At 40.1% G+C, this 24,759-nt stretch carries 8 protein-coding genes; 6 read left to right on the top strand and 2 right to left on the bottom strand.

Translation table 11 applies throughout. From position 1 onward, the window contains the following. Nucleotides 1-1,061: 1,061 nt before the first annotated feature. The gene (locus DC094_RS15990; protein WP_116688132.1) at nt 1,062-1,610 is read right to left on the bottom strand and encodes a transposase; all 549 of its coding nucleotides are present in this window, start codon (nt 1,608-1,610) and stop codon (nt 1,062-1,064) included. A gap of 241 nt (nt 1,611-1,851) precedes the next feature. Then, entirely contained in the window at nt 1,852-2,511 is a 660-nt protein-coding gene (locus DC094_RS15985) for an ISAs1 family transposase (protein ID WP_116688131.1), read from the bottom strand. A gap of 505 nt (nt 2,512-3,016) precedes the next feature. On the opposite strand from DC094_RS15985, the gene DC094_RS15970 reads away from it, so the two are divergent. From DC094_RS15970 to DC094_RS15945, 6 genes are read left to right on the top strand one after another with little or no spacing between them, the layout of a single operon-like run. After that, entirely contained in the window at nt 3,017-7,432 is a 4,416-nt protein-coding gene (locus DC094_RS15970) for a hypothetical protein (protein WP_158527360.1), read from the top strand. A 14-nt stretch (nt 7,433-7,446) separates the two neighbouring features. After that, nucleotides 7,447-8,424 carry a hypothetical protein gene (locus tag DC094_RS15965; protein ID WP_116688127.1) on the top strand — a complete coding sequence of 326 codons (978 nt, stop codon included), beginning with the start codon at nt 7,447-7,449 and terminating at the stop codon, nt 8,422-8,424. A 49-nt stretch (nt 8,425-8,473) separates the two neighbouring features. Next, complete coding sequence (locus DC094_RS15960) at nt 8,474-9,199, top strand: DsbA family protein (protein ID WP_116688126.1); 726 nt, start codon at nt 8,474-8,476, stop codon at nt 9,197-9,199. A gap of 4 nt (nt 9,200-9,203) precedes the next feature. Then, nucleotides 9,204-10,160 carry a hypothetical protein gene (locus DC094_RS15955; RefSeq protein ID WP_116688125.1) on the top strand — a complete coding sequence of 319 codons (957 nt, stop codon included), beginning with the start codon at nt 9,204-9,206 and terminating at the stop codon, nt 10,158-10,160. 1 nt (nt 10,161) lies between these two features. After that, nucleotides 10,162-23,079 carry a carboxypeptidase regulatory-like domain-containing protein gene (locus DC094_RS15950; RefSeq protein ID WP_116688124.1) on the top strand — a complete coding sequence of 4,306 codons (12,918 nt, stop codon included), beginning with the start codon at nt 10,162-10,164 and terminating at the stop codon, nt 23,077-23,079. 26 nt (nt 23,080-23,105) lie between these two features. Next, complete coding sequence (locus tag DC094_RS15945; RefSeq protein ID WP_116688123.1) at nt 23,106-24,536, top strand: cytochrome-c peroxidase; 1,431 nt, start codon at nt 23,106-23,108, stop codon at nt 24,534-24,536. Nucleotides 24,537-24,759 lie beyond the last annotated feature (223 nt).

Genomic DNA, 24,759 nt, shown 5'->3' with positions numbered 1-24,759 from the left:
AATCACCCTAAGGTGCAAAAAAATGCACCTTAGGGCGATTTTTAATGGTTAATGTCAAAATAATGCACCTTCACCGTAGTATCTGACGTGTCGATTTTTTCGAAAAATTTCGACATGTTTTTTGGATGTGTCGATGGAACCGACATTCGTTGGCGGGGGTGGCTTCACTTTACGGGAAAAATAACATCGTTTATCTTGAGGGGGCTATAGAATCGAATTCCAAAGCGCTTTCAGACCAGTTCTTAGTGAGGCCATTCGGTACCATCACAAAGGAATGAAAAATGATGGGGATTGGCCCACTGCTTATAATCTCATTGGTACAGGTAATGCTGGCCTCCTTTACTAGGATTTATGGCATGGTCGGCAGCAAAAGTAGCAGCCATCAACATTAGAGTAATTCTTAGTCTTAGCTGCACTGACTCATCGGCACAGTTAAAATATTCACCTATGATGGTCACGATTTCCTGGAGAAGGTAAAAACTGACAGCTGCCTGTGTGAACCTCATGATCACCATTTGATTGTTTGTTTTTATTTACATAGTAAGCGGTCATACTTTTCCTTCCTTGGCTCTGGTAACAAAATACACATTATCACAATGGGTTATTGTCTTTGTAACTGAATTGTTTACATGCCAGAAGGTAAGTTCCATTCTACAGATGTCGCAGTGTGCGTATAAATTTGGTTCTTTTTATATAGCGCTTGTGGATTAAGTAACTCGTCTAGCTCAAGGGTGGCAAGTTCACTCGCCCTGCCTCATTCACTCAATAATAATTAATACCACTGGATTTGAAATAGAGTGAGATTTTGTAAAGATTTTAAGTCCTCTAGGCCTAATTCTTTACATAATATTTGACGTTTTTTCAAAATTCTGGCTACTCAATCGCTATAAGCTTTTGCTATGCACAGGTTTGCTCACTCACTCACGCGCCATATAAAATTTAAGGTATTATTAACCCTTTCACTTTCATATTTTAGAGCCACAACAAATCGTCGTTTTTATGTGCTTTTACATATAATCTTGCTGCCAGCATTGTGACTTTTTCAGTTTTTCTATCTCGAATCACCATGGTTGTTCAACACCTTGGCTGCGTAAAAAATAGTCCCTGAGTGAAACACTTGAATTTTTGCTTAATACCTTCTGGTTAGCTCGTAGCTGACTCACCACTTGATTTTGGCCCGTGATCGCCGCTGCTTGATCCATAAAAGATCTGATACCATAAAGCGCGTTGGCCAATACACTTTTTATTGTGATGTTAGGAAATTGCTCGGTAAACTGTTGGATCATCTCTAGTCCAAGCATTTGTAGCGTTGGATGTTTTTTGTAATCAGGTGCGGGAGCGCAAGGCCTTAAGCGCTTAGCGACACCCTGATCTTTGAGCTTTTTGTTCTGTTTTCTCCATGCCGACAATTTTGGATCGGGTACATAAAATCGAAACCCAACCGGCACGGTAATGGTATCGGTTACCAGTACTAAAAAAACCAATTGCTGGCCATTAATATAATTACCACTCGCTTTATCTTTGATTTTATGAGCGCCAGGAATACGTGATGTTTTTTTAGCCCGTTTTTTGTCAGTATCATCCAGCATCAAAGAACCCAGCTTAATCATAGTGCATCACAATATTGATTAGGCTAGCTTGCAACATCAACTGCCATGATATTTTAGCCTTATTGAAAATCCAGCTTAATCTGGTGGATTTAAACAGGCCAAGGCTTCTGCGCTCAAACGCAGCCCAGCAAAGCGTTTACGTAACAATAATGCCGGCGATTAATGCAAATAGAGTAATTTCATGCCGATTACGATTCTTTTCATTGCTTTCAAAGAAGTCAATTTGGGGACGCTGGTAACTTTAGGTTTTTTTTTCAAAATAATAAGAAACATATTCATGCAAGATAGGATGATTGCCTTTTACTGCCAGCAAATAATCTGCGCCTGCTTCAATGCACGCTTTAGTGATATATTTTTGGCAATTTAATGCATCAGTAGTAATGATACTGCCCTGTGCATCGATCAATTTTAGCAAGTCAGGAAATGCGGTGATTCCGTTAGTTTTTTTATCTACCACCAGTTGCTCCAGAACGAGCTGATTGGCGCAACACCAAGCATTCATCATGTGCATGGCACCCTTGCTATTTGTTTTGTCGTGGCTTCTTCGAGCTATTTTTCCATCGAGTGCAGTGACAGATAATGTTTCTTCATCCACATCTTTGCGTTGCTCAATAAAGCTCTGAACCCATTCAATAAAACATTGAGTGAATTGCTCTGGTCGTATTATTGAGAATACTCTCCCAAGGGGATCGTGACTGGGAACACCATCTCTCATATCAACAAACTGACCAAGCCATGCTTGTTTATTTTCAGCAAATGTTTCAATAGTTTCCCAGTCATCTGCACCGCATAGAATGCCGCAAAGGCTGATCAAAAGAATTTTATCTAAGGAATGCGTGACCTTACCTTTTTGGCGAGGATCTTCGATATCTGAAAAGTAATTGAGAGCAGTAGGTGGCATAGCTAAACTCTAAGATTAAAAACGTCTGTATTCTAACATTTTTTCATGCGTTTGCCCTGGGAATGAGCATTTGGAAAATACCAAAAAAACCTGTCAAGCATTTTTATACTAAATGGTGTTGAATGGTTGCGTTCTTGAAATCAATAGCTGGTGAACATTAAGCTACTGTCAAACATTAATATTATCAATGTTGATTTTTTATATGCGGGAGAAGCATTTTTTTAATGGTTTTTCCTGATGAAATTTACCCAAGATAAGTGTCGGCTGAATTGCTGCAAAAAATTAGCTGTCTCTAGTTTTTTAAGTGTTGGTTATTTTGACTGCAGGCTATGGGGCGACTACCCAGCATAAGAAATCCCCATCTAATCATTTGATCAATGGCTAAGCGTTGAAATTTAACCAATACTAAACGAGGACTTTTCGGCAAAAAAAATTTTACTTGTGCACATTTTGTGATAATCTTTTCTGAAAATAATAACAAAAAAGTCAAGGATGGCGGCCTTCTATGCTGTTTCGGAATTTTGCCCTAATTCTTTGTTTCTCACTGCTTCTTGGTTGTAAATCTAAGCTTGAAGTGTTTCTGGATTACCCAGGAGAAGAGCGGCCAGTAATAGTTACTGTGACGCCTCTCGGTGAAGACTGTGAACCTGCTGCAGAACCTGCTGCAGAACCTGCTGCAGAACCTGCTGCAGAACCTGCTGCAGAACCTGCTGCGGTGTTTTGTGCCCAATATGATGCTAAGAGTGAATTGACAATTACAACCCAGTCTCTATTGGATGGGTTTGTTATTTCGCATTGGTCTATTCCTGAGTGCTCCAACCTGTCTGAGTGTCAATTGACGCTTGAAAAAGATCTTAAAGTCACTTTGTTCCTTGTACCTACAATCTCAGATCGTGATGGTGATGGCACGCCTGATGATGAGGATGCATTTCCTGATGATCCCGATGAACAAAGTGATCTGGATAGGGATGGTGTAGGTGATAATTCGGACCTAGATAGAGATGGAGATGGCTACAGCAATAGCGATGAAGAACAGCATGGTGGTGATGCAAACGAAAAAAACATTACGCCACCTGATTTAGATGGAGATTTTAAGCCTGATGCAATAGATGAGGATCGGGACGGGGATGGTATTAGCAATGTCTTTGAAGAGCAGTTAGGTACTAATCCAGATGACGCTAGTCAAGCTCCCATTGATAGTGATGGAGATGGACTGCCTGATGTAATCGATCAAGATCGTGATGGTGATGGGGTTGAAAATGATCAAGATGTATTTCCTGATGATCGTAGTGAAAGCTCAGATCTAGATAATGATGGTCTTGGAGATAACAGTGACGATGATATTGATGGTGATGGATTTAGCAATGATGTGGAATTGCAGTTAGGTAATGATGAAAAAAATGCTAATGACACACCGCCCGACATTGATGGGGATAAAATCCCAGATGTATTTGATGAGGATAAAGATGGGGATGGAGTCAAAAATGAGCAGGATGATTATCCTGAGGATCCTGACAAGTTTTTATTAGAAGCTCAAATCATAATTGATAGCCCTGTTAGTGGCTTCGTTACTCGTGATACACAGGTGGTTGTGTCGGGCAGTATAGTGGGCGATATAGACAGTATTCGCGTTGAAGATCAACAGGCTGTTATTGATGGAGAAGTGTTTTCTGCAACAATTGAGTTGCGAGAAGGTGCAAATAAAATCACAGCTGTTGGTCGGTACCAGACTCTGAGTGGTCCACGCTCTGCGAATGCCACTAAAAATATTATTCTTGATACGACTCCCCCGGAAATTATTATATCAAGTGTTGCCGATGGCATGGTTACAACTTCTCCGGCTATTACAATTGCAGGCAGTTTAGATGATTTGCGTTCGAATTTAAGTGTAAATCAAGCACCTACTGTTACAGTAAATGGTATATCAATTGAAGTAATTAATCGTAGTTTTGAGCTTGCAAATTATTCGTTAAGACCAGGTTTGAATGTGTTAAATATTCAAGCAACTGATCCGCGCGGAAATAGCAAAATTATCCAAAGAAAAGTCATTTATCTAAAGCAAGCAGGACAAAAAATCATCGAGCTTGGTGGTAATAATCAGCAAGCTCAAGTAGGGGAAATCCTATCTCACCCTTTGTCTGTTAAATTAGTTGATCGTAATAACCTCCCTATAGCGAGTCGTGCTGCAACTTTCAAAATTAGTGAAGGTGATGGTGCGATCGTTTCAGGTAATCGTATATCTCGCACCATGGTATTGCTGTCGAATGAGCAAGGGATTATTCAAGCAGATTATCAGTTAGGTAAGCGCAGTGGTGCGGGCAACCATCAGGTAACAGTAAGTGCAATAGGTTTTCCTGGGAAAATGGTTTTTTCTGCTTCAGCCCATCCGTTATTACCTGCAAAACTAAGCGTTGCCCGTGGAGGGCGCCAAACGGGAATGATGGGTAGTTTATTGCCAGAGCCGCTTATTGCACGAGTCACAGATAATAACGGAAATCCTTTGCAAGGTGTGGACGTTATGTTTGAAGTTGAATCGGGCGGCGGGCACTTTTTGGCTAATGATGGAAGTAAATCTACATCTATAACTGTTTCATCAGATTTTGATGGTAATGCGATTCAGGGTCTAGTTTTAGGTTCAACACTTGAAAGCCTTGGCTTTGACTCGCAGCTAGTTTTAGCCAGTGTCGTAGGTATGCCTGAATTAAATACTACATTTGTTGCAAATAATTCACGCCCTGGTGCAATTGAAGAAACAAAAATATCCGGTTTGGTTTTAGATAATAGTAATCAGCCATTGCCGGATGTAGAAGTAAAAATAATGGGTAACTTTTTTAATACCCGTGAAACGATTACTGATGCGCAGGGAATGTTCTTATTTGATAAAGCACCTGTAGGCACAGTGCATCTGGTGCTTGACGGAAGTACTACTAGTAGGGAAGGCGAATGGCCCCACCTGATGTTTGAGCTAGTGACTATCTCCGGTAAGGATAACACTGTTGAAATGCCGATTTATTTCCCCGAAGTGGATTATGACGGAGGAAAAATAGCAGGTGGTGATAGAGATATCATAATCCCTATGCGCAATGTAGAGGGGGCGGAAGTTATTATTCCTGCTAATTCTATGACTTTCCCTGATGGCAGAAAAACAGGCCGGGTGATGTTTACTCAGGTGCAGTCTGACAAGGTGCCCATGCCAGCGCCCAATGGCAGTGCATTTGAGGTTGCATGGACTTTACAGCCTGCAGGGATTCACTTCGATCCACCAGCCCGTGTCTCATTGCCAAATAGCTTTGGTGGTACACCTGGTGAAGAAATGGAAATGTTTTCTTTTGATCATGATTTAATGGAGTGGGTCAGTATTGGTCCAGGTGTTGTGTCAGATGATGGAGCAAAAATAACATCACGCTTAGGGCATGGTATTCGTCATTCCGGTTGGGGTGGCGCGCCACCACCACCGGATGATAAATGCTATGAACAATGCAACGGTACAGAGTGTTATCAGAGATCAAAGATTCCTGGTGCATGTGCTTGTAGTGAGCCCAAGCTGATAAAAGGTAAGTTAAAATCCAATCAAATACCCGATAATTGTCAGCTTGAGCTATGTGGTGACAGCCCAGAAGATAATCTAGAAGATAATGATGATAAGCCAGCTGATGAGCAAGGCGATTGTCAAATTCCAACTTGTAAGAATAAGCAGCTTAAGTATGAAGAAGATTTGTCAGATGAGCCAATTGATGGTTCGGCAGCAGATGATCCCAATGATTGTGTAGATAAAACCTGCATAGGCCCTCCTGCTCATGATGACAGTGAAGTTCCAAGTGAAGAATGTCGTAAATGCGAGAGGGGGATTTCTGTAGAAGATAGTTCTCATCGGCCTAAGGGAGATGAATTCCAGAAGCCAGATGATTGCAAGGTGCTATTTTGTGATGAAAAAAATGAATACGAGAATGAATCAGCAAACTTGCCAGATAATGATTTAACTGACTGCCGAGCCCCTGCATGTAATGATAAAGGTTGGGAAAATAGCCCTGGTCAGCACAAATTTTCTGAAAAGGAAGAGTGCAAGGAAATAACTTATTCATGTTCAGAAGATGGTAAAAACGTTCCGGAAGAAAAAAAATATAGAGATGGTAAATTGGTCGAAGGAAACAAATGCAGAGAATGCCAAGGAGGAGAGGCTATTGATATTGCTGTCGATACAAAGTGGCGTGTGGCAAGTGGATCAACCTTAAATTTAGAAATTCCAGTGGGAGCTATAGATTCTCTAAATAAGAAACTCAAGAAGTTGCCGCGTGTAAAAATTAAGGTTGCACCAGTAAATAAACTTAAGCATAAAAGAAAAGAAAGAGAATGTTGCTCAGAAGACAAAGGTAAGCAAGATGCAGGTGAAGCTGAAGATTCCCTTGAGGTTAGTGCAGGAATATCTGCGTCATTGGATGTGTTGCCTCCTTTTTATTTAAACCAAAAAGATCTTGGAGTAGACCTAGGTTTTGTTGGTTATGTCAAAATTGATGTTTCAGCTGTGGCTTCGCTGGGCCCAGCTGTTGGTGCAGGAATAAGTGGGATTTTAGGAAGAAGAGATAGCTCTTGCAATGAGTCGAATAATTGTGTTTTTGCTGATTTAGGAGTTGTTCTTGGTTTGGGCGCTAAAGGTGATGTCAGCGCTCTTGGATGTATAAGAACAGGAGGGGTTTTCGTTCCTGATGCTGATAAGTGTGGGCTAGCAGGAGTTGAACTTGCTGCAGCGGTAAACTTTTCTTGGAAATACTCAACCAATGGAAAAGAATGTGGCGCACCTAGTGGTGTTAATTTTGACTGGAAAGGAGTGACTTTAGATTTGAAATTTATTGTGACTTCAGGCGCGACAGGGAAGTTAAGGGATGTTCCAATTACGATTCCATTTGGGCCATACTTTTTATAAGAGAGGTAAAGTTAATGAAAATAATACTTGGGCTATCTAGTATTCTTGCTCTGGTTTTTCTAGGGGTTGCACTCAATTATCGTCTTACTTTATATGTTCCAGTATATGCAAGTGTTGAAGGAAGTGCTTTTCAAACAGCAGCTTTTATTAAAGTCAGAGGAGAGCCTTATGGTAAAAAAATAGAGACATATAGCGGTCACTATAAGAACATAATAAGTTTTTACCGTGATGTGTTGGGAGAGATTTATAAGGGGAATGATGTAAGGCAGTTTTTTATAAATGGCAGAGATGATGAAGTTGCAAATTTTATCTCAGTAGAGCGCTTCGGGAAAGGTAAAATTAGATCTGAAAAACTACTATCGATAATGGAGCATGATAATAAAATATCTATTTTTATTCAAAGGGAGTTGATTGGTTACGATATCAAACCGCTAATGTTTTTTTCAGTTATTGATGAGGGGCAAGGCAGGTATAAGATACTCCCCAAAAATCAACTTGGAGTAGTTTCTAGGGCTCTTCTAGGAGTGGCTTTTAGGGCAAGAGAAAGTAAGGAAGATGTTAGTTTCTTAGGCTTGTATGATAAGCTGTTGATTGAAATCGGTTGTGTTTTTTCATGCCAAAAATATCAAAAAAATGATTATTCGGTTGTTGTTACAAAAAAAGATCCATTAGTCAATGGTGAGATTGTTGATTTGATTGAGCAAGGTGATGCCAAGCTAAGTAGTTTGATAGAAAAATTATATTTTTCAACTGCTTCAGTCGAATCTCTGGAAAGATGGGTGAAGAACAGTGAGTTGACATTAGAAGAAATTGCAGTGTCGTCGCTTTATGGTAGTGGCTTAAAATTCAGTAAAATTGTTCCATTGAACGATGAGTGCCAAATTTATGTATTTTCAAAAATAGAGAGCTCTATGAATGTATTTGTTTGTAATGATTTAATTTCAAATGTTTTCTACTCTTCTGAAAATAATGATTTTTTCAATGGAATTTGATTGGCTTGTTAAAGCAGTCACGAAGTTTTTTTTTGTTCTGGAGTAAGTAATGAAGTGTTTTTTGATGTGTTTATTTGTTTTTAGCCTTTCCGGGTGCTCAGAAAGTCACTTTAATGGGGAGGAAGACATACAAAAAAAGCTTGACCTGTTAATGGCAGAAGTTGTTTCTTTAAGGGACGAAGTAGCTGGACTCCAATTTCCGGAAAAAAATAAAAAAACAATCGGAAAGATATCTCTGAAAGGTGAGCGGACAGTTTTAGGTAGCGACAGCGCCAAGTATGCGATTGTTGAGTATATGGATTATCAATGCCCTTACTGTTTGCGGCATGCAAAAAAAGTATTGCCCGCATTAAAAAGAAAATATATTGATACTGGACTAGTGAAGTATGTTGTAAGGGATTTCCCGCTTGGTTTTCATAGTCAGGCTAAAAACTCGGCTATTTTTGCTCGTTGTGCTGCGGAGCAAAATCAATTTAATGCAGCACATGACACACTGGTAAATAGAACGGGATCTTTAACCTCTGGCAGCTATGAAGCTTATGCAGAAAAGCTAGGGTTGAAAAAAGATCAGTACTCATCTTGCTTCAATTCCAAAGATAATCGAAAACAGCTGGAACAAGATTTTGCAGCAGCATCGCGCTTGGGTGTTACAGGCACGCCTCGCTTCTTTATTGGAAAAATTGAAAATGGTGCGGTGGTTGATGTTGTTTCTATCTCCGGCGCTAGGGCGTTAGACTCTTTTGAAAATATTCTGACAGATCTTTTTAGAGGTTAAGTTAATGGCCAAAAAATCGATTGTTTTGTTACTTGGTTTGCTACTCGCAGTTGCAGTACTGGTATTGACTCTTATTTATATGCAGCGTCAGCAATTGCCAGAAGCTTGGCTTAACGATGAAAAGTACCTAAGGCATGATCAGGTTGCACTATTGATTCAGAGATTAAGGTCTGGTGAATATCGTGATGATTCTCTGCTAACACCATTGAAAATTGAGGTGTTAGTCAGTCAATTATTCACTGAAATCGATAGGGCTGTACAGGATAAAATGCTTAAAGAGCATTTGTTCCTAGCTTCTCAATTATTAAGAGAAACTCAGCTGGCGGCCTTCAAATATCGTAAATTGTCATCCTTAAAATTATCACCAGAATCACTTGATAAATTCATTCTTAATTACAAGCTTTGGATAAAGCTTTCTGTCAAGGAAGGTGGATTGACAGAGTTACAACGGCAGATGATGCTTGATTTTTTAATGCCACTCTCTTTGTTATCCGAAGATGTTGTATTGAGTGATCAGAATTTACAAAAAATTTATAAGGCACTGGAAAAGCAAAAGCTCGAAAACTCAAAGATGAGAGCGGAAGTTCTTAAGGTGCTCTGGTTGGCACGACAATCTCCAGGTTTCTCTAGGTCGCAAGATTATATTTATGACTTGTCAGATATTCTGGAAACTCAAGGAGATTTAATTCGTAGTATTAACCATCATGACACTACTGTCGTGATTTTATCTTTAGGATTAATCAAGCGTTTGCAACCAAAAAATGCAATTCATGGTCTTCGCTATCACTTGATACATAGTACTAATGAGCAAATAAAAATAGCTGTGCTTGAGGCTATTGGGGAGTATGGGGTTGTTGCCAGGCCTTATTCTTCACAATTAAAGTCAGTGCTGCGCCTGAGTAAATCAGACCAGATTAAAAATAAAATCAAAGCTGTATTAAAGCAAATCAACGGACTGTAAAATGGACTGCTTCAAGAACTGGATGTATAAAAACATTGCTAATGCAATAAATACCGGCTTTTTAATGGCTAGTAAGATAATGATGGCCTTGGTTTTTCTATTGACGCTATCCAATCTGGCGATAGCTGGTGAGGATGGAGAGGCGTCAGATCCGGTTCTTGATCAACGGTGCATTATTAATATATTAAATGGCTCTGCAAGGGTTGATGAACATGGTGGTTTTGCTCTGTTGACTCCATTGACAACAGATGTACCTTATAGAGCAAGAGCAATTTGTAACAATGATGGCCAACTGGTTTATGGGGAGTCAGCACTGCTTTATGCCGACCCCGATAGTGATAAAGTTAATGTTGGCCAGATTCTTTTCGATCAATTCCATCCAATTCCCGTATCGCTTGAAATTGAAGCTAAGCGCGATGAACTTACGGTAGATCAGCCAACTACCCAATTGCGAGTGAATGCCTTATTGCCCGATGGCTCGAATAAAGACCTGACTTTAGGAAGCCTAGGAACGATCTATTCCAGTTCTTCTGACGTTGTGACAATTTCAGCGGATGGTTTGATTACGGCTCAGAAAACAGGGCGCTCCATAATTTCGATTCGCCATGAAGGTGTTATGTCTTCGGTCTCTATTGAAGTGTTCTTTCCAATTGATACTGATAATGACGGTATGCCTGATGATTTTGAATTAAGGAATGCACTTGACCCCAATGATGCTACTGATGCTGTTACTGATAAAGATGCTGATGGCCTATCGAATCTTGAAGAGTATTTGTTGGGCACATCTGTTCTCCACCAAGACACTGATGGCGATACACTTTCTGATTTTGAAGAAACGCAGTCGGCAACAGACCCACTCCTGGCAGATACCGACTCTGATGGAATTGTTGACGGAGAAGAAATAATAAGAGGTACCGATCCATTATCTGGGGACAGTGATAACGACGGAATTAGTGACAGTATTGAAATTCAATTTGGACTTGATCCATTAGCTTATACAGAAACTACTAAAGTTGTCGGAATTGTAATTGATCAGCAAGCTAGCCCAGTTGAAGGTGCAAGTGCTCTGGTATTCAATAGTTTTTCTGCAGTTACAAATCAAAATGGTCAGTTTGAAATACCCCATGTGCCTATTTTAAATGGCGATATTGTCGTATCTGCTCGTTCGGTATTAAAAGGTAAAGTGCTCGATGGTAAATCTCAGCCATTTCCGGCTTTGACTGGTCAGACTCTAGATGTTGGAAGTATTGTCGTTGAAGAAATTTTCGGTGAATTATTTGGCAGAGTTATTAGCCCTCGTGATGCAGCTGTTGCCGGAGCACGAGTCACTGTAAGTTATGATTCAGGGGAAGAGTGGTCAGTTAATACTGATTTCCAAGGGTACTATTTCCTCAGAAATCTTCCTGAAGGAAATATCAAGGTTGTTGCTCAAGACCCCCGTACTGGTTTGTATGGTGTATCAAATGGCCAGCTTGCATCAAATAGTAACTTGGAGCTTGGAATCAAACTTCGAGCATTTGGAACCATTCGCGGACATGTTTTTTATCAAGATGGGCAGAGCCTAGTTGCAGAAGGAGCGAAGGTTGTTCTATCTCGTCTCGGTGGAGGTTACAGCCATCAGACAGATGTGAATGCGTTTGGTGAGTATGCGTTTGAATTTGTTCCGCTAGGTGAGTATCGAATTGAAGCATTCGCTCAAGGAACGGATCGCGGTCTTACTAAAACAGTGTTGTCTGGAACCAGTCAAATACATGATGCAGATGTTGTATTTTTGCCAGTGGGAGAAGTTCGAGGTTTTGTTGAGACTTCTGCGGGCTTAAGGCTTTCTGGTGTGATGGTCCGTTTGCACAGCCAGAGTATTTTTGCTGATGTACGTGAGGTGGCTACAGATTCTACTGGTGAATTTACTTTTAATAATCTGTATGCCGGCGAATTTAAAATTACTGCTATTGATGAAGGGCTAGGCTTGTCAGGCTCAGTAGTTAGTGCATTAGAGTCGCATCAGCAAAAGATCTCGACATCGGTAACGATGATGCCGACAGGGAGTGTCAGGGGAGCTGTCTTGGATTATTCAGGATTCCCTGTAGCGGGCGCAATTGTATCTGCCGGTGGGCGAGAATTTATAACTGACCCTAGTGGAAATTACTTTATTGAGTATCTGGAGCTAGGGCAGCATCTCATTAGCGTTAAAACTAATGCTGGGGATTTTGCAAAGCTTAGTTTGGAAGTTGTATATGTTGACCAGGAAATTACTCAGGATTTTCAATTAAATGGTTTGGCTCATGTTGTAGTTAAAGTTGTTAGTTCTCAAGGAATACCCGTAGGTAACACTCAGGTCAAGATTAGCGTTCAGGAACCTTATGGAAAGACGTATGTTCTGAATGCAAATAATAGCGGAATGGTCGCCTTTTCAAATGTTTTGGCAGGAAAAGCCAAAGTTGCCGTTTTTGATCCAATAGCCCGCCTTGGCGGCAGTATTTCTACTCGTTTGATTGCAGGAGAGTCTGCCTCTGTTACTGTTACTTTGGAGCATGCAGGGCAGATTTCCGGAGTGGTATATTTAAGTGATGGTTCATCTGTTGCACGTCATGTAAAGGTGCGGCTACAACCGATTGGACTTGAAACAACAACTGGTTCTAATGGCAAATACCAATTTAACTCTTTACCCATCAGATTAAGCCCGTATGAAGTATCGGTTGATGATGTAAGAGGAGTTCGTCGCGCTACATCTGGTCAGCTACCTCTGAATAATGATGGTGATAAAGTTATTCAAGATCTTGTAATTTCAGGGGATGGGGTTTTGACCGGCAGCGTTTATACACCTGGTGGTGTGCTGGCTGCAGGTGTTGTTGTCAAATTACGAAGCCCAGTCAAAGGAGCAAGGCAGCGTTCCGGTGCTACAGACTCGCAGGGGAGATATAGTTTTATAAATGTTCCCGAGGGAAGCTTTTCTATTGAAGCATCAAATATCAAACTACGCCAAGCCGGAAGTAATGATGGTGTCATTGAGTACGGGGGGCAATTAGTAGAAACAGATATTGTAATGCTGGCCGACCAACTTCCAGCAAATGTTAAAACAGCAGCTCAGCTTTATGATGGCAACTCCTTTTCCTTTCCAATTCAGCGTGACGGTTCAATCAAAGATGGCAGTTTTAATGTCTTTTCGGGTGATGATGGTTTAAATACGCGCGCTATGGAGTTAAGGCTAGTGCGCAATAATGTTGAGTATGCCTTTAAAGGTAGCCGGGTGGCTTATGAAGAGTCAGGCAAAGAAGTGGTTCTGACTGGTTCTAGTGCAGGAATATCTATTGCAAGAAAAGTTTATGTTCCCGATGATGGCTATTTTGCAAGATATATAGAGACTTTAACTAATAACTCAGATGAAGATGCTGAGATTGGAATTGTTTTAAAATCGCATTTTAAAATCTCCAGTTATATAAGAACATTTAATGGTGATAGGCGATCAGTTAGTGTACCGATGGATATCGTTAGCTCATCTTCGGGAGATAGATTTTTTAGCGTAGATGCTGGTGAGGTTGATCGCTGGCTGATTATTGATGATGAATCGGATGTTGATCCATTCAAAAATAACAACGCCCCATCTTTAGCATATTTATTTAATGGTGAAGCTAATCCACTTGCATTGGCCGATGGTTATTTTTTATCGGGTTTCAATGGACAATTTAATTTATTTGAAAAACGATGGAACGTGACAGTTCCGGCTCAGGCTAGTGTTAGCTTGATGCATTTCATCAGTCAGCAAACAGACCGGGCTGCTGCTGCAAGCACTATTCAAAGACTTAGCCAGCTTCCTATGGAAGCAATTGCAGACCTTACCGATAAAGAAAAATCCCGAATTGTAAATTTTGATTTTTCGCTTGATTATAATGAAGTGGAAGCTTTGCCCCAAGTTGTACCTGGTTTGACAGGTCAGCTTTCAGAGTATGACGGCACTACACCGGTTAAAGATGCTGATTTATGGTTACAAAGCCTTTCGCCGATTTTTAAAAGAATCTACCCAGTTAAAAGTGATGCAGCGGGTATTTTCAATTTAGCTACTGATCTTCAAAAAGGGGCTAATAGTAAGCTGTTACGGTTGCAAGGCTATAAAATAACGGCGGAGCATCCTCAATCTAAGATGTTGACAGAGCACTTGGAAAATGATTTCCAGCCTGCTGTTTACGTTAACTTTAACAACACTGGTAGGATATCGGGTGTTGTGCGCCGTTATGATGGTGTTGTAGCAAGCTTTGGTAAAGTAGAGTTAATTAGTGATCGGTTGGAAAAAACGATTACTTCAAGTATTGCAGAAGATGGTCTGTATTCTTTTGGTGGTTTACCAGAGGGGGATTACTTATTAATTGCCAGCTTGCCTAATCCTGAAGGTACAAACATTGGTGGTACGATAGAAATAAAACTGCCTAATGAACAAAGTATTATTCGAGATATTACTTTAAATCAGGTTGGTGGCATTTCTGGTAAGGTAGTTAATGGTGTCGGCCTTGGAGAGGCTGGAGTTGAGGTCCGCATAATCGGTGACAAGTTTGTCCGAGAAACTTATACTGATAGTGCTGGTATTTATAAATTCCTTGATATGCCGCTAGGTAATTATACTGTTTCAGTTCGTGATTCAAGAGCATCGTTAACGATTTCCCAAGGCGTTGCTGTTGAAGATGAATCACAAATCACCAGAGATTTTTTACTAACCAAACTGGGTCGGGTGGAAGTTCTGGTTAAATATGATGATGGAGATCCAGTTAAGGGTGGACAGGTATTAATTGATAATGAAGTAAATAGCATTGGTTTTACGCATGTTGGAATAACAGACTCTCAAGGGCGAAAGATAATTCATAATGTGCCCGCTGGTGATTACGCTATTCGAGTTATAAGCCCTAAAAATAATAATCTGGTAGAAATTGTTTCAGGCAAGATTGTCGATCATGGACAAGTTAATATTCAGAATATTGCACTGTCTAAAGATTTGCCGCCATCAGTTGAAATTGCATCGCCTGAAGCAGAATCTGAATATATTAAAGGGCAGTCAATTAACGTTGATGTTTCTATTCAAGATGATTTTGGCATTAGTTCAGTTAAATACTATTTAAATGGTAATCGTATTGCTTCTGATTATGTGGCCCCATTTAGCCAAGAAATTAAGCTGGATACTGATCAAGAAAACTCGGTTCTTGAAGTAAGGGTTTTGGATGAGGGGAAAAACAGGGTATCCAGATCTGTTCCAGTCATAGTTCGTGAAGATAATGTTGCGCCAACACTTTCAATTAGCCAGCCTTTGACTGGTATTAGTGTATTGGAAGGTAGCTTGCTAGCTATTGAAGTATCTGCACAAGATAATAGTGCGATAAAAGAAATTGAATTTTATATTAATGGCGTCAAGTCGCATGTAGTCACAACAAATCCATATGTCTATCAGTATCAAATAGCTAACAATTATTTTGAAAGTGGTGATGCATTAATAGTTTCTGTTATTGCAAGAGATTTCAATGATAATGAATCTACACAAAATAGGTCTATCACAGTCATTGATGATTTACCTCCGCAGATAAATTTTGCTGCAGGTACCCCAGAGCCGGACACAACTTTTATTGAAGGGGCTGAAATAGCTGTATTCTCATCAGCTTCTGATGATGTTGTTACCAGAAAAGTAGAGTTGTATGTGGCTAATCAGCTGGTGGAGACACGCTTCTCTTCACCTTATAACTTCGTTTTTGAAACTCCATTGCTGGCAGATGTTTCTAACCCGCTTCCGGTATATGTGAAAGCCTATGACAGTCTGGATCAGACGCAAGATTCTGAAATACTTACCTTGCAAGTAGTCAAGAATGAGGCTCCTTCATTAGAATGGAATACACCTGTTTCTGGATATACCTTTTTTGAAGGGGAAACAATTGAGTTGAGTGTAGATGCAACAGATGATGTTGTGCTAGATGGGGTCAGTTTTTATGTAGATGGTGAGCTGATAGCTTATTTAGAAGAGCAGCCATCGCCTTATCGTTTGTCGGTAAAAATGCCTTCTGGTGTAGGTAGTGATCAGGTTAATTATACCGCAGTTGCAATTGATTCTATTGGTCAAGAGACTGAAAAAACAATAACGCTGACCAGGCTTGCGGACCAAACACCACCCACAGTAGAAATTTCAGCGCCACTGGATGAAGCTATTGTATCTGTTGGCCCAAGTGATGTAGTTCTTGTGATCGATACTTCGGGTAGCACTAGCTACCCTTCTGGGGGCGATGTTGATGGAGATGGGGTGAATGACCATATATTAAAAGCTGAAATTTTCTCGGCTCATCAGCTGATTGATTTTTTTAATCCATCTACAACGCGAGTTGCTGTTGTAGATTTCAGTGATGATGGCATCTTGGTTCAATCTTTGACTGATGATTTTGATTTGGTTAAAGAAAAGCTCGATGAAATATTGGCTGCAGGGCCAAACGGCGGAACTAATTTTAATGCTGCAATGTTGACTGCAACAGACGAACTGGTTGGACAAAGAGCTCGCTCGTTTGCGACGCCTGTACAGCTTTTTTTGTCTGATGGCTCGGCCGATGTTCCGTTAGATCAAGTCATTCGGGCTAGTGAATTAGGAATTATTATAAATACCTTTGCTGTTGGAAGTGGTGCGAATATTTCAGCACTGCAAGAGATATCATCAGGAACTGGTGGGGTAGCAACTGAAGTACCTAATGCTAGTCAGATTGTTGAAATACTTCCAAAAACAGTTTTGTTTGGTTTGGATGCCTTGATCGCCATTGCTAAGGCTGATGATGATGTAGCTATTGCTAAAGTTACTATTAATGCTTCTTCTGAAAATGGTGTAATTAGTAGCTCTCGTATAGATGAAAAAGCACCTTATAGCTTTGCGTTACCTTTGCCAGAAATTAGCCAATCAATGGTAATTAATATTTCGGCCACGGCTGAAGATTTTGGCGGTAATGTTGCGGTGTCCTCTGAAATAAGTGTCACGCTGTTACCTGCAGTTAATAATCCTGTGTTAGTTAAAGCAAGTCCTGAGTTTGTAACTAAAGGCAGCTTGGCGACCGTGAAGGGGAAATTCTTGATTCCTCAAGATAGTAATCAAGCTTCCAGTTCTAACCCTGATATTTTTGCTACTAATGAACTTTATTTTAATGGTGTGCTTATGGCGCCTACTTTAATGGACAAATCCCGTATTGTTTTTGTTGTACCGGATAATGCCGTTAGTGGCGAAATATATGCAGTAGTTGATGGCATGCAAACGAACACAGTTTTGTTATTCATTGACGATGACCAAGATGGGTTATCCAATGAGCAAGAAATAGAATTGGGAACTGATCCAGCTATAGCTGATACCGATGAAGATGGATTGCAAGATGGGGTAGAAGTGAATGAATTTAATACTAATCCGCTGCTTGCAGATACTGATGGCGATGGAATCAGTGACTCGATAGAGGTTAATCTCTCACTCGATCCAAATGACCCTGCTGATTCTCAAATAGATGAAGATAATGATGGGTTAACCAACATGGAAGAAATCCAGATTGGTACTCAAATCAGAAACTCAGATTCAGATAATGATGGCTTGAGTGATGGGGCAGAAGTAAATCAGCATGATACTAATCCATTAACAGTTGATACGGACCAGGATCGTCTTGCAGATAATGAAGAAGTTAATAACTATGGGACAGATCCAAATATCGTTGATACAGATGGAGATACCATCTCAGATTACATCGAAGTTATTAATAGCATGGACCCTTTGGATTTTGATGATGCTCAAGGTGACATTGATGGTGATGGTCTAACAAATCTTGAGGAAATCAATGGAAACACATTAGTAAATGATGTGGATTCAGATAATGATGGTCTTTCTGATTTTGATGAGGTCAGAACATTCAATACAAATCCATGGGATAGTGACAGTGATAATGATGGTGAGAATGATGGGTTAGAGGTCGACCAAGGGACAGATCCTAATGATTCCGGGTCTAGCCTTACCGTAGGATTTAATTTTTACTACAACGAAGGTAGTAATGTTTGGAATTTTTATTCGCAAGGGGCTTTTTCACTATCTTCTGTGTACGACACCGGGATGCGACTTCGCGTAAACGGCCAAAACTTTTATGATTCGGATGGCAGGGCTGTGAAATATGGACCGTGGCAAAGAGTTTTAGAAAACTCTCTGTCTGACCTGCAGGTGAAAAGAAAAATTTTTGTCGATACAACAAATGGCTATGTTCGTTATTTAGATATTTTTGCTAACCCTACAGGTAAAACAGTTGAAGTAGAGGCGAAGCTAGGTAGTAGAACCTATCGTAGCAGCGTACCCATAGTAGCCACATCAAATGGTGACCAGTTATTAAATAATTCAGATAATTATGTTGTGATTGATGATCAGGATGGATCCGGTATACGTGCGACAGGGCAAGTTTGGGCTGGTTTAAATGCGCCTGCGCGACCTGATTCTGTTGAATATGATACAACAAGCCGTGAGCTATTTTTCAGTTATCCTATTTCGTTGGCTCCAGGGCAAACCTCAATAATCATGTCATTTGCAGCTGTTAATCGCTCCGGTACAGAAATATTGCAAAAAGTTCAGCAATTAGAGGTTTTGCCTGAATATGCACAGCAGTTAATTTCGCTTGATGAGTTTGATTCCATAATTAACTTTGATGTGGATAAAGATGACGATGGCCTCTCTGATAAGCGAGAGCAAAGTTTAGGTACTGCAGATGACAATGCTGACACTGATGGTGATGGACTTAACGATAAGTATGAAGTTGACTATGGTCTAGATCCACTGTTTGCTAACACTGATTTTAATATCGATGGTGATGGTGATGGCTTGACTTTGTCAGAGGAAGCTTTGCTAGGAACAAATCCTCTTCAGGCTGACACGGATGATGATGGTCTGTTAGATAGCGAAGAAGCAACTTACCAGACTAATCCTCTAAAAGCTGATACTGATGAAGACGGTTTGTTGGATGGTGACGAAGTGAACCAGTATGGTACAGATCCTGTTTTATCTGATACCGACGCAGATGGCCTGACCGATCAGGAGGAGTTGTTAGATTATTCTACTGATCCTAAGAACAATGATAGTGATGGCGACACTATTTTTGATGGCCAAGAAATTAGTGCTGGCTTGGACCCTAAAAATGCTCTTGACGCGATCCAAGATGTTGATAATGATGGATTGACTGCGCTGGAAGAGATTGCTTTTGGAACGGATATTTTTGATGGTGATAGTGATAGTGACGGTGAAAAAGATGGTTTTGAAATTGAAAATGGAACAGACCCTAATAATTCCGGCTCAAGATCAACCGTATTTTTAAGTCACAGCTTTTATGATTTAAATAGTGTTTCATGGAGAATCAATAGAACATCTATTGCTAGTAACAACTCTTTTAGAGAAGGGTTAAGCCTTTATATTAATGGCGGTCTTTTTTATGATGATGATGGACTAGCTCAAAAAGTCGGTGATCGCCAGTTTATTTTGGTAGATAATCGTTGGGATGTTTCAGTTAATCGAAGTTTATACTTCTCACCTGATTACAGTTTTATACGCCTGATGGAATCTTTCAAGAATACATCCAAAGAAAGCAAGACATACAATGTTCGTTTACATTCTTCATTATTTACCACCCCTGCTGTTGCCAGTACTTCGTCTGGAGATCTGGACGTAAATGCTAATGACTACTCGGTTTTGTTAGATGATGAAGGTTCGTCCTCTAAGGCGATTGGTTTTCTTTGGGGTGATACAGGCAGCTCACAATCCGCTGATATAGCAAGTTATTCAGGTAATGAGCTTCAAAGCGAGTATGAAATAACGCTTGAGCCTAACGAAACTAAAGTGCTAATGCATTTTGTTACGGTATCAAATGATCGTGATGAAGCGGCATTAGTACTTCAAAATATAACCAGTCTTCCAGATTACGCTCTGAGTGAGACGGGTGCTCTATTAGATGACGTTTTTAATTTTGATTTAGATTCTGATAGTGATGGATTATCTAATTTCAGGGAGAAGGTAGCCGGGACAGACCCCCAAAATGTTGACTCTGATGACGATACTCTTAGCGACAAATTTGAAGTTGACTATGGGCTCAATCCATTAGACGCAGATGATTTGACGTCTGATGAAGATGGAGATGGCTTATCCTTAGAACAAGAGTTCGCTTTGGGTACTAACCCTAGGGCCATAGATACTGATAATGATGGTTTGTCAGATTATGATGAGCTCAACAGAGGCAGCAATCCTCTTGATGCAGACTCAGATGGCGACGGATTAAAGGATGGCATTGAAGTCAATCATTACAGTACAAATCCGATGTCAAAGGATTCAGATAATGATGGCTTGAGTGACTCAGCTGAAATCAAATCTTTCCAAACGGATCCATTGCGGCAAGACACCGACGGTGATGGTATTAATGACGGGGTTGAAGTTGATAATGGAATGGCCCCAACAGATCCTGCTGATGCTGAATTGGATCAAGATAATGATGGGTTGACAGCAAAACAAGAGTTTGAAGCTGGTACAAGTCTGTTTAATGCTGACACTGATAATGATGGCCTAAACGATGGGCTTGAAGTGAATCAGTATGGAACATCTCCGATAAGTTCTGACACAGATCAGGACGGAGAATCTGATCGGCTTGAAATTGAATATGGTTCTGATCCATTGGATCCTGACTCGACAGGCACCGTAGCCTTTCCTGTGACTTTGTCTGATGGCGAAGGGCATGAATGGAATGTTATGAGAGGGGGGTACGCAAGTCGGTTCTCAAATGGATTAGATGAGGGGTTCCCAGAGAAATTGGCTGTAATTTTTTATGGTCAAAACTATTCATTTACTTCTCGAGCGCGAGCTAAAAAAATATCAGGCAGATCATTTGAAGTTGTAGCTCAATATAATCGTAATACTGTCGATATTATCCGAGAAGTTTTTGTATCTAGTGAAAAGGGGTTTATTCGTTACCTCGATAAGCTGAAAAATAAGTCTAATTATAAAATAAATTATCGTTTTATGTTAGCGAGCGCCCTTGATACCGAAAATAAAGGTTACGTGACGTCAGTGGCTAATGTAGTTGATGCATCTGATCACTATTTAATTTCTGGTCCGATTGATTCAAGTGGAAAAGTATTTGGACATTTATGGGCTAATGAAAATAGTAAGCAGGTAGCTCAAGGCGTTGAAGAAAGTAACTCTAGAGTTGGTTATTACTATAGTTTTGAGTTGTTGCCTGATGAGGAGATTTCTTTCTTGCATTTCGGTATTCAGAATAACTCTCAATCTGAAGCGAGGGTTATTTTAGAAGAAATGAAGACCATTCCTGATTACTTGTTGAAAGGTTTAGAGGTTACGCAACTAGAAAAGGTTGTGAATTTGAACCTGGACAGTGATTTAGATGGGTTGATTGACGCGCGAGAGTTAGAGTTAGGTACTGATATTAATAGCCAGGATACAGATGGAGATGGATTGTTTGATGGATTTGAATATTTTTATGGTTTCAATCCGTTATCTGCAGGTGAGCAGGATTCCGATGATGATAATGATGGGTTGACTAATCTTGAAGAGCAGGTTTTTGTATCAAACCCTAACTTAGCCGATACCGATATCGATGGATTAAATGACAAGGAAGAGTTTGATCTAAATACCAATCCAAATAAAGCAGATAGTGATGATGATGGCCTGACTGATATAGAAGAAAGAGATAGTAGTAAAACAGACCCTTTGTTACCTGATACCGATGATGATGGCCTTTTGGATGGCTATGAAGTTAATGAAAGTACAACTAACGCTTTGGATTCAGACACTGATGATGACGGCATAAATGATGGTTTAGAGTTGGAAAACAACCTTGATCCCAAGAGTCCAGCAGATGCAGTTTTGGACTTGGATAATGATGGCTTGACTAATCTTCAGGAAGTCGTGTCGTACAATACAAAAATCAGAGAGGCTGACACGGATAATGATGGCTTGTTGGATGGATCTGAAGTTTCATTACATCAAACAAACCCCCTAAAGAGTGATACTGACGATGATGGCTTGTTGGATAAGTTTGAGTTGGATTTCAGCTTCAATCCATTAGTTTCTGGAGAAGAAATCCAAGATCCAGATAATGATAATTTTAGTAATTTAGAAGAACAGAAAAGAAGGACGAATCCACGCCAAGCTGATACTGATGGGGATGGTGTAAATGATGATCAGGATGGTGCGCCTCTGGATCCAAATCGGACTGAACTTGCAGGTGTTCTTTTGGTAAATGGCAGTTCTTACGATGTTTCTTTGGTGCGGTATAAATCAGCGCTGGATAGTTTATACATGCCATACTCTATTGTGGAAGCAGTTGATGCTTTGCCAACTCGCGAGCAAATGGCTGAGAAACAATTGGTCATTTGGATTGGTAGGCATTTGCTCACACCTGAAAGAGAAGTTCTTTCTAGTTACTTAAATGGCGGAGGGTGTTCAATCCTAACTGCTCAGGAGCATTATTCTAATATTGGTATGACGCCACTGCTAGATACTTTTATGGGAATATCTTCTGTAATAGATGATGCTGTTTATAGTGGTCAAAAAATGAAAATAAAAGGTGTAGGAAGATTGTTTAGCCCAGAAATAGATCATTTGGTGCAGTCCGATTCTAATAATTTTACAGATTTTATTGATGTTCTGCAGTTGGATAAAGGGGCTGAAGCGTTATTCAAGAAAAAGGATAAAATTATAGGAAGCTATTTTGACTCCGGAGAGCATTTGGGCGTTTTTCTGACATTTCCTTTAGAAACTGTTTCTAAGAAAAATGATCGCGCTGAGATAATCAGGAGAATCTATGAAAATTGCCAGTATAGTCACGATTTATCAGTTAAATATGTCGTGCCATCAACATCAAATAGAGGGAGCAGCCGCCCTCTTAATTATAAATAATAAACAGTTTTTTGGGCATTTAAAAAATGCAAATAATTTTTATCATTATTGTCCTTGGCGGATTATTGAGTTGTTATGATAATAATTTGGATCGTCAGCTTGGTGATCTAGTGAAATTACATCAAATTTCATCAACCCCAGTTGAAGATGAAAGCCAGCAGCTACGAGATATATACTCTGATCAAGCTCAACTGGGTAAGTTGTTGTTTTTTTCCAAGAATCTTTCTGGTAATCAGAATGTTGCGTGCGCCAGCTGTCACCATCCTCTTCTAGGAGGAGACGATGATTTGTCTCTTTCTATCGGGGTTGACCCTGTTCGAGAGAATATCCTAGGAGAAGGGCGCAAAAATAGGCAGGGAAGGGCTATGGTGCCACGTAATGCACCAACAACTTTCAACTCTTCACTGTGGAAGAAAAGTATGTTCCATGATGGTCGAGTTGAAAGGCTGAATGCGTTTAAAAATCTACCTCCTCAGATTAGTACGCCTGATGAAAAATATGGGGATATTGATCCACTTGCTTTATCTCTTGTACAAGCGCAGGCAGGATTTCCTGTGGTATCTGAACATGAAATGCGCTCCTCTTACATGCAGACAAGTAGTAATGAGAGCTTGCGGAAAGCATTAGTTAAAAATCTAGTGAATTCTGTAATCAGAAAAAACAAGAGTCGTCCTGGTGAAAAAAGTTGGCGTGAGTTATTTTTGAAAGTTTATCCCGCTGATATAGATAAGCCATTACAAGAGCTGATGAGTTTTGACCGAATCCGCTTTTTATTAGGCGAATATGAAAAATCTCAGATATTCATTGATACACCTTGGCGGGACTATCTGCTAGGAAAGAGCTCAGCTTTGACCTCATCGGAAAAACGAGGTGCTATCTTGTTCTTTACAGAAGTTAAAAATGATGGAGGAGGTTGTGTTAGTTGCCATGGAGGAAGTTTTTTCACAGATGAAGGCTTTCATGTTGTTGCATTCCCTCATATTGGTGAAGGAGTAGATATTAAAGGAGATGATACTGGACGTTTCCTGAGAACTGGTATTTACGATGATCGCTATGCATTTAGAACTCCTAGTTTAATCAATGTCAAGCTTACAGCACCTTATGGACATAATGGTGTTTTTGCCAACTTGCGGCAAACTATCCGATACCATATTAACCCTGAAAAACAGCTGAAATCATTTGATTTCAGTTTTTCCTATTTGAAGCAAAATGGAATCAATACGACGAAGTCTAAAGAGTTTTCAAAAAAATCTTTGAAGCAGTTTGAGCGCTTTAAACAGGGAGGGGGCGTGTCTTTGGGAAGCTTTGATTTTACTAACTCCCAAGTAAATGATCTTGTTTCTTTTTTGGAGGCGCTTACAGATAGGTGTATAGAAAAGCCAGCTTGTTTGAAACCATGGCTTCCAAATGAAAGTGATCCAAGGCCAGATGACTCGATAATTTATTTTTACAAATAAATTGTAGTAATTCAGACTTAACCTGACAATTATTTTGTTGCGATTGTCAGGTTAAGTCTGAGCCAGATTCTCTATCGAGTGTAGGCATCGGTATTCGCCTACAATGCATTTCCTTTGGTGGACTCTGTCGTGGTTGGTAATCTGCCCAAAGAGATTAAAGCCACTACATTTGATTTGAAAGCCAGGATAAAGGCTGGGTTGAGATTGTTCCGTATAATGAGAA

It is taken from the genome of Pelagibaculum spongiae (assembly GCF_003097315.1).
GTDB lineage: Bacteria > Pseudomonadota > Gammaproteobacteria > Enterobacterales > Pelagibaculaceae > Pelagibaculum > Pelagibaculum spongiae.
This window is presented reverse-complemented; position numbering and strand designations above follow the sequence as displayed.

Coding starts and splice junctions, on each gene's coding strand:
- DC094_RS15990 (WP_116688132.1), bottom strand. CDS start 1,610: ATGATTAAGCTGGGTTCTTTGATGCTGGATGATACTGACAAAAAACGG.
- DC094_RS15985 (WP_116688131.1), bottom strand. CDS start 2,511: ATGCCACCTACTGCTCTCAATTACTTTTCAGATATCGAAGATCCTCGC.
- DC094_RS15970 (WP_158527360.1), top strand. CDS start 3,017: ATGCTGTTTCGGAATTTTGCCCTAATTCTTTGTTTCTCACTGCTTCTT.
- DC094_RS15965 (WP_116688127.1), top strand. CDS start 7,447: ATGAAAATAATACTTGGGCTATCTAGTATTCTTGCTCTGGTTTTTCTA.
- DC094_RS15960 (WP_116688126.1), top strand. CDS start 8,474: ATGAAGTGTTTTTTGATGTGTTTATTTGTTTTTAGCCTTTCCGGGTGC.
- DC094_RS15955 (WP_116688125.1), top strand. CDS start 9,204: ATGGCCAAAAAATCGATTGTTTTGTTACTTGGTTTGCTACTCGCAGTT.
- DC094_RS15950 (WP_116688124.1), top strand. CDS start 10,162: ATGGACTGCTTCAAGAACTGGATGTATAAAAACATTGCTAATGCAATA.
- DC094_RS15945 (WP_116688123.1), top strand. CDS start 23,106: ATGCAAATAATTTTTATCATTATTGTCCTTGGCGGATTATTGAGTTGT.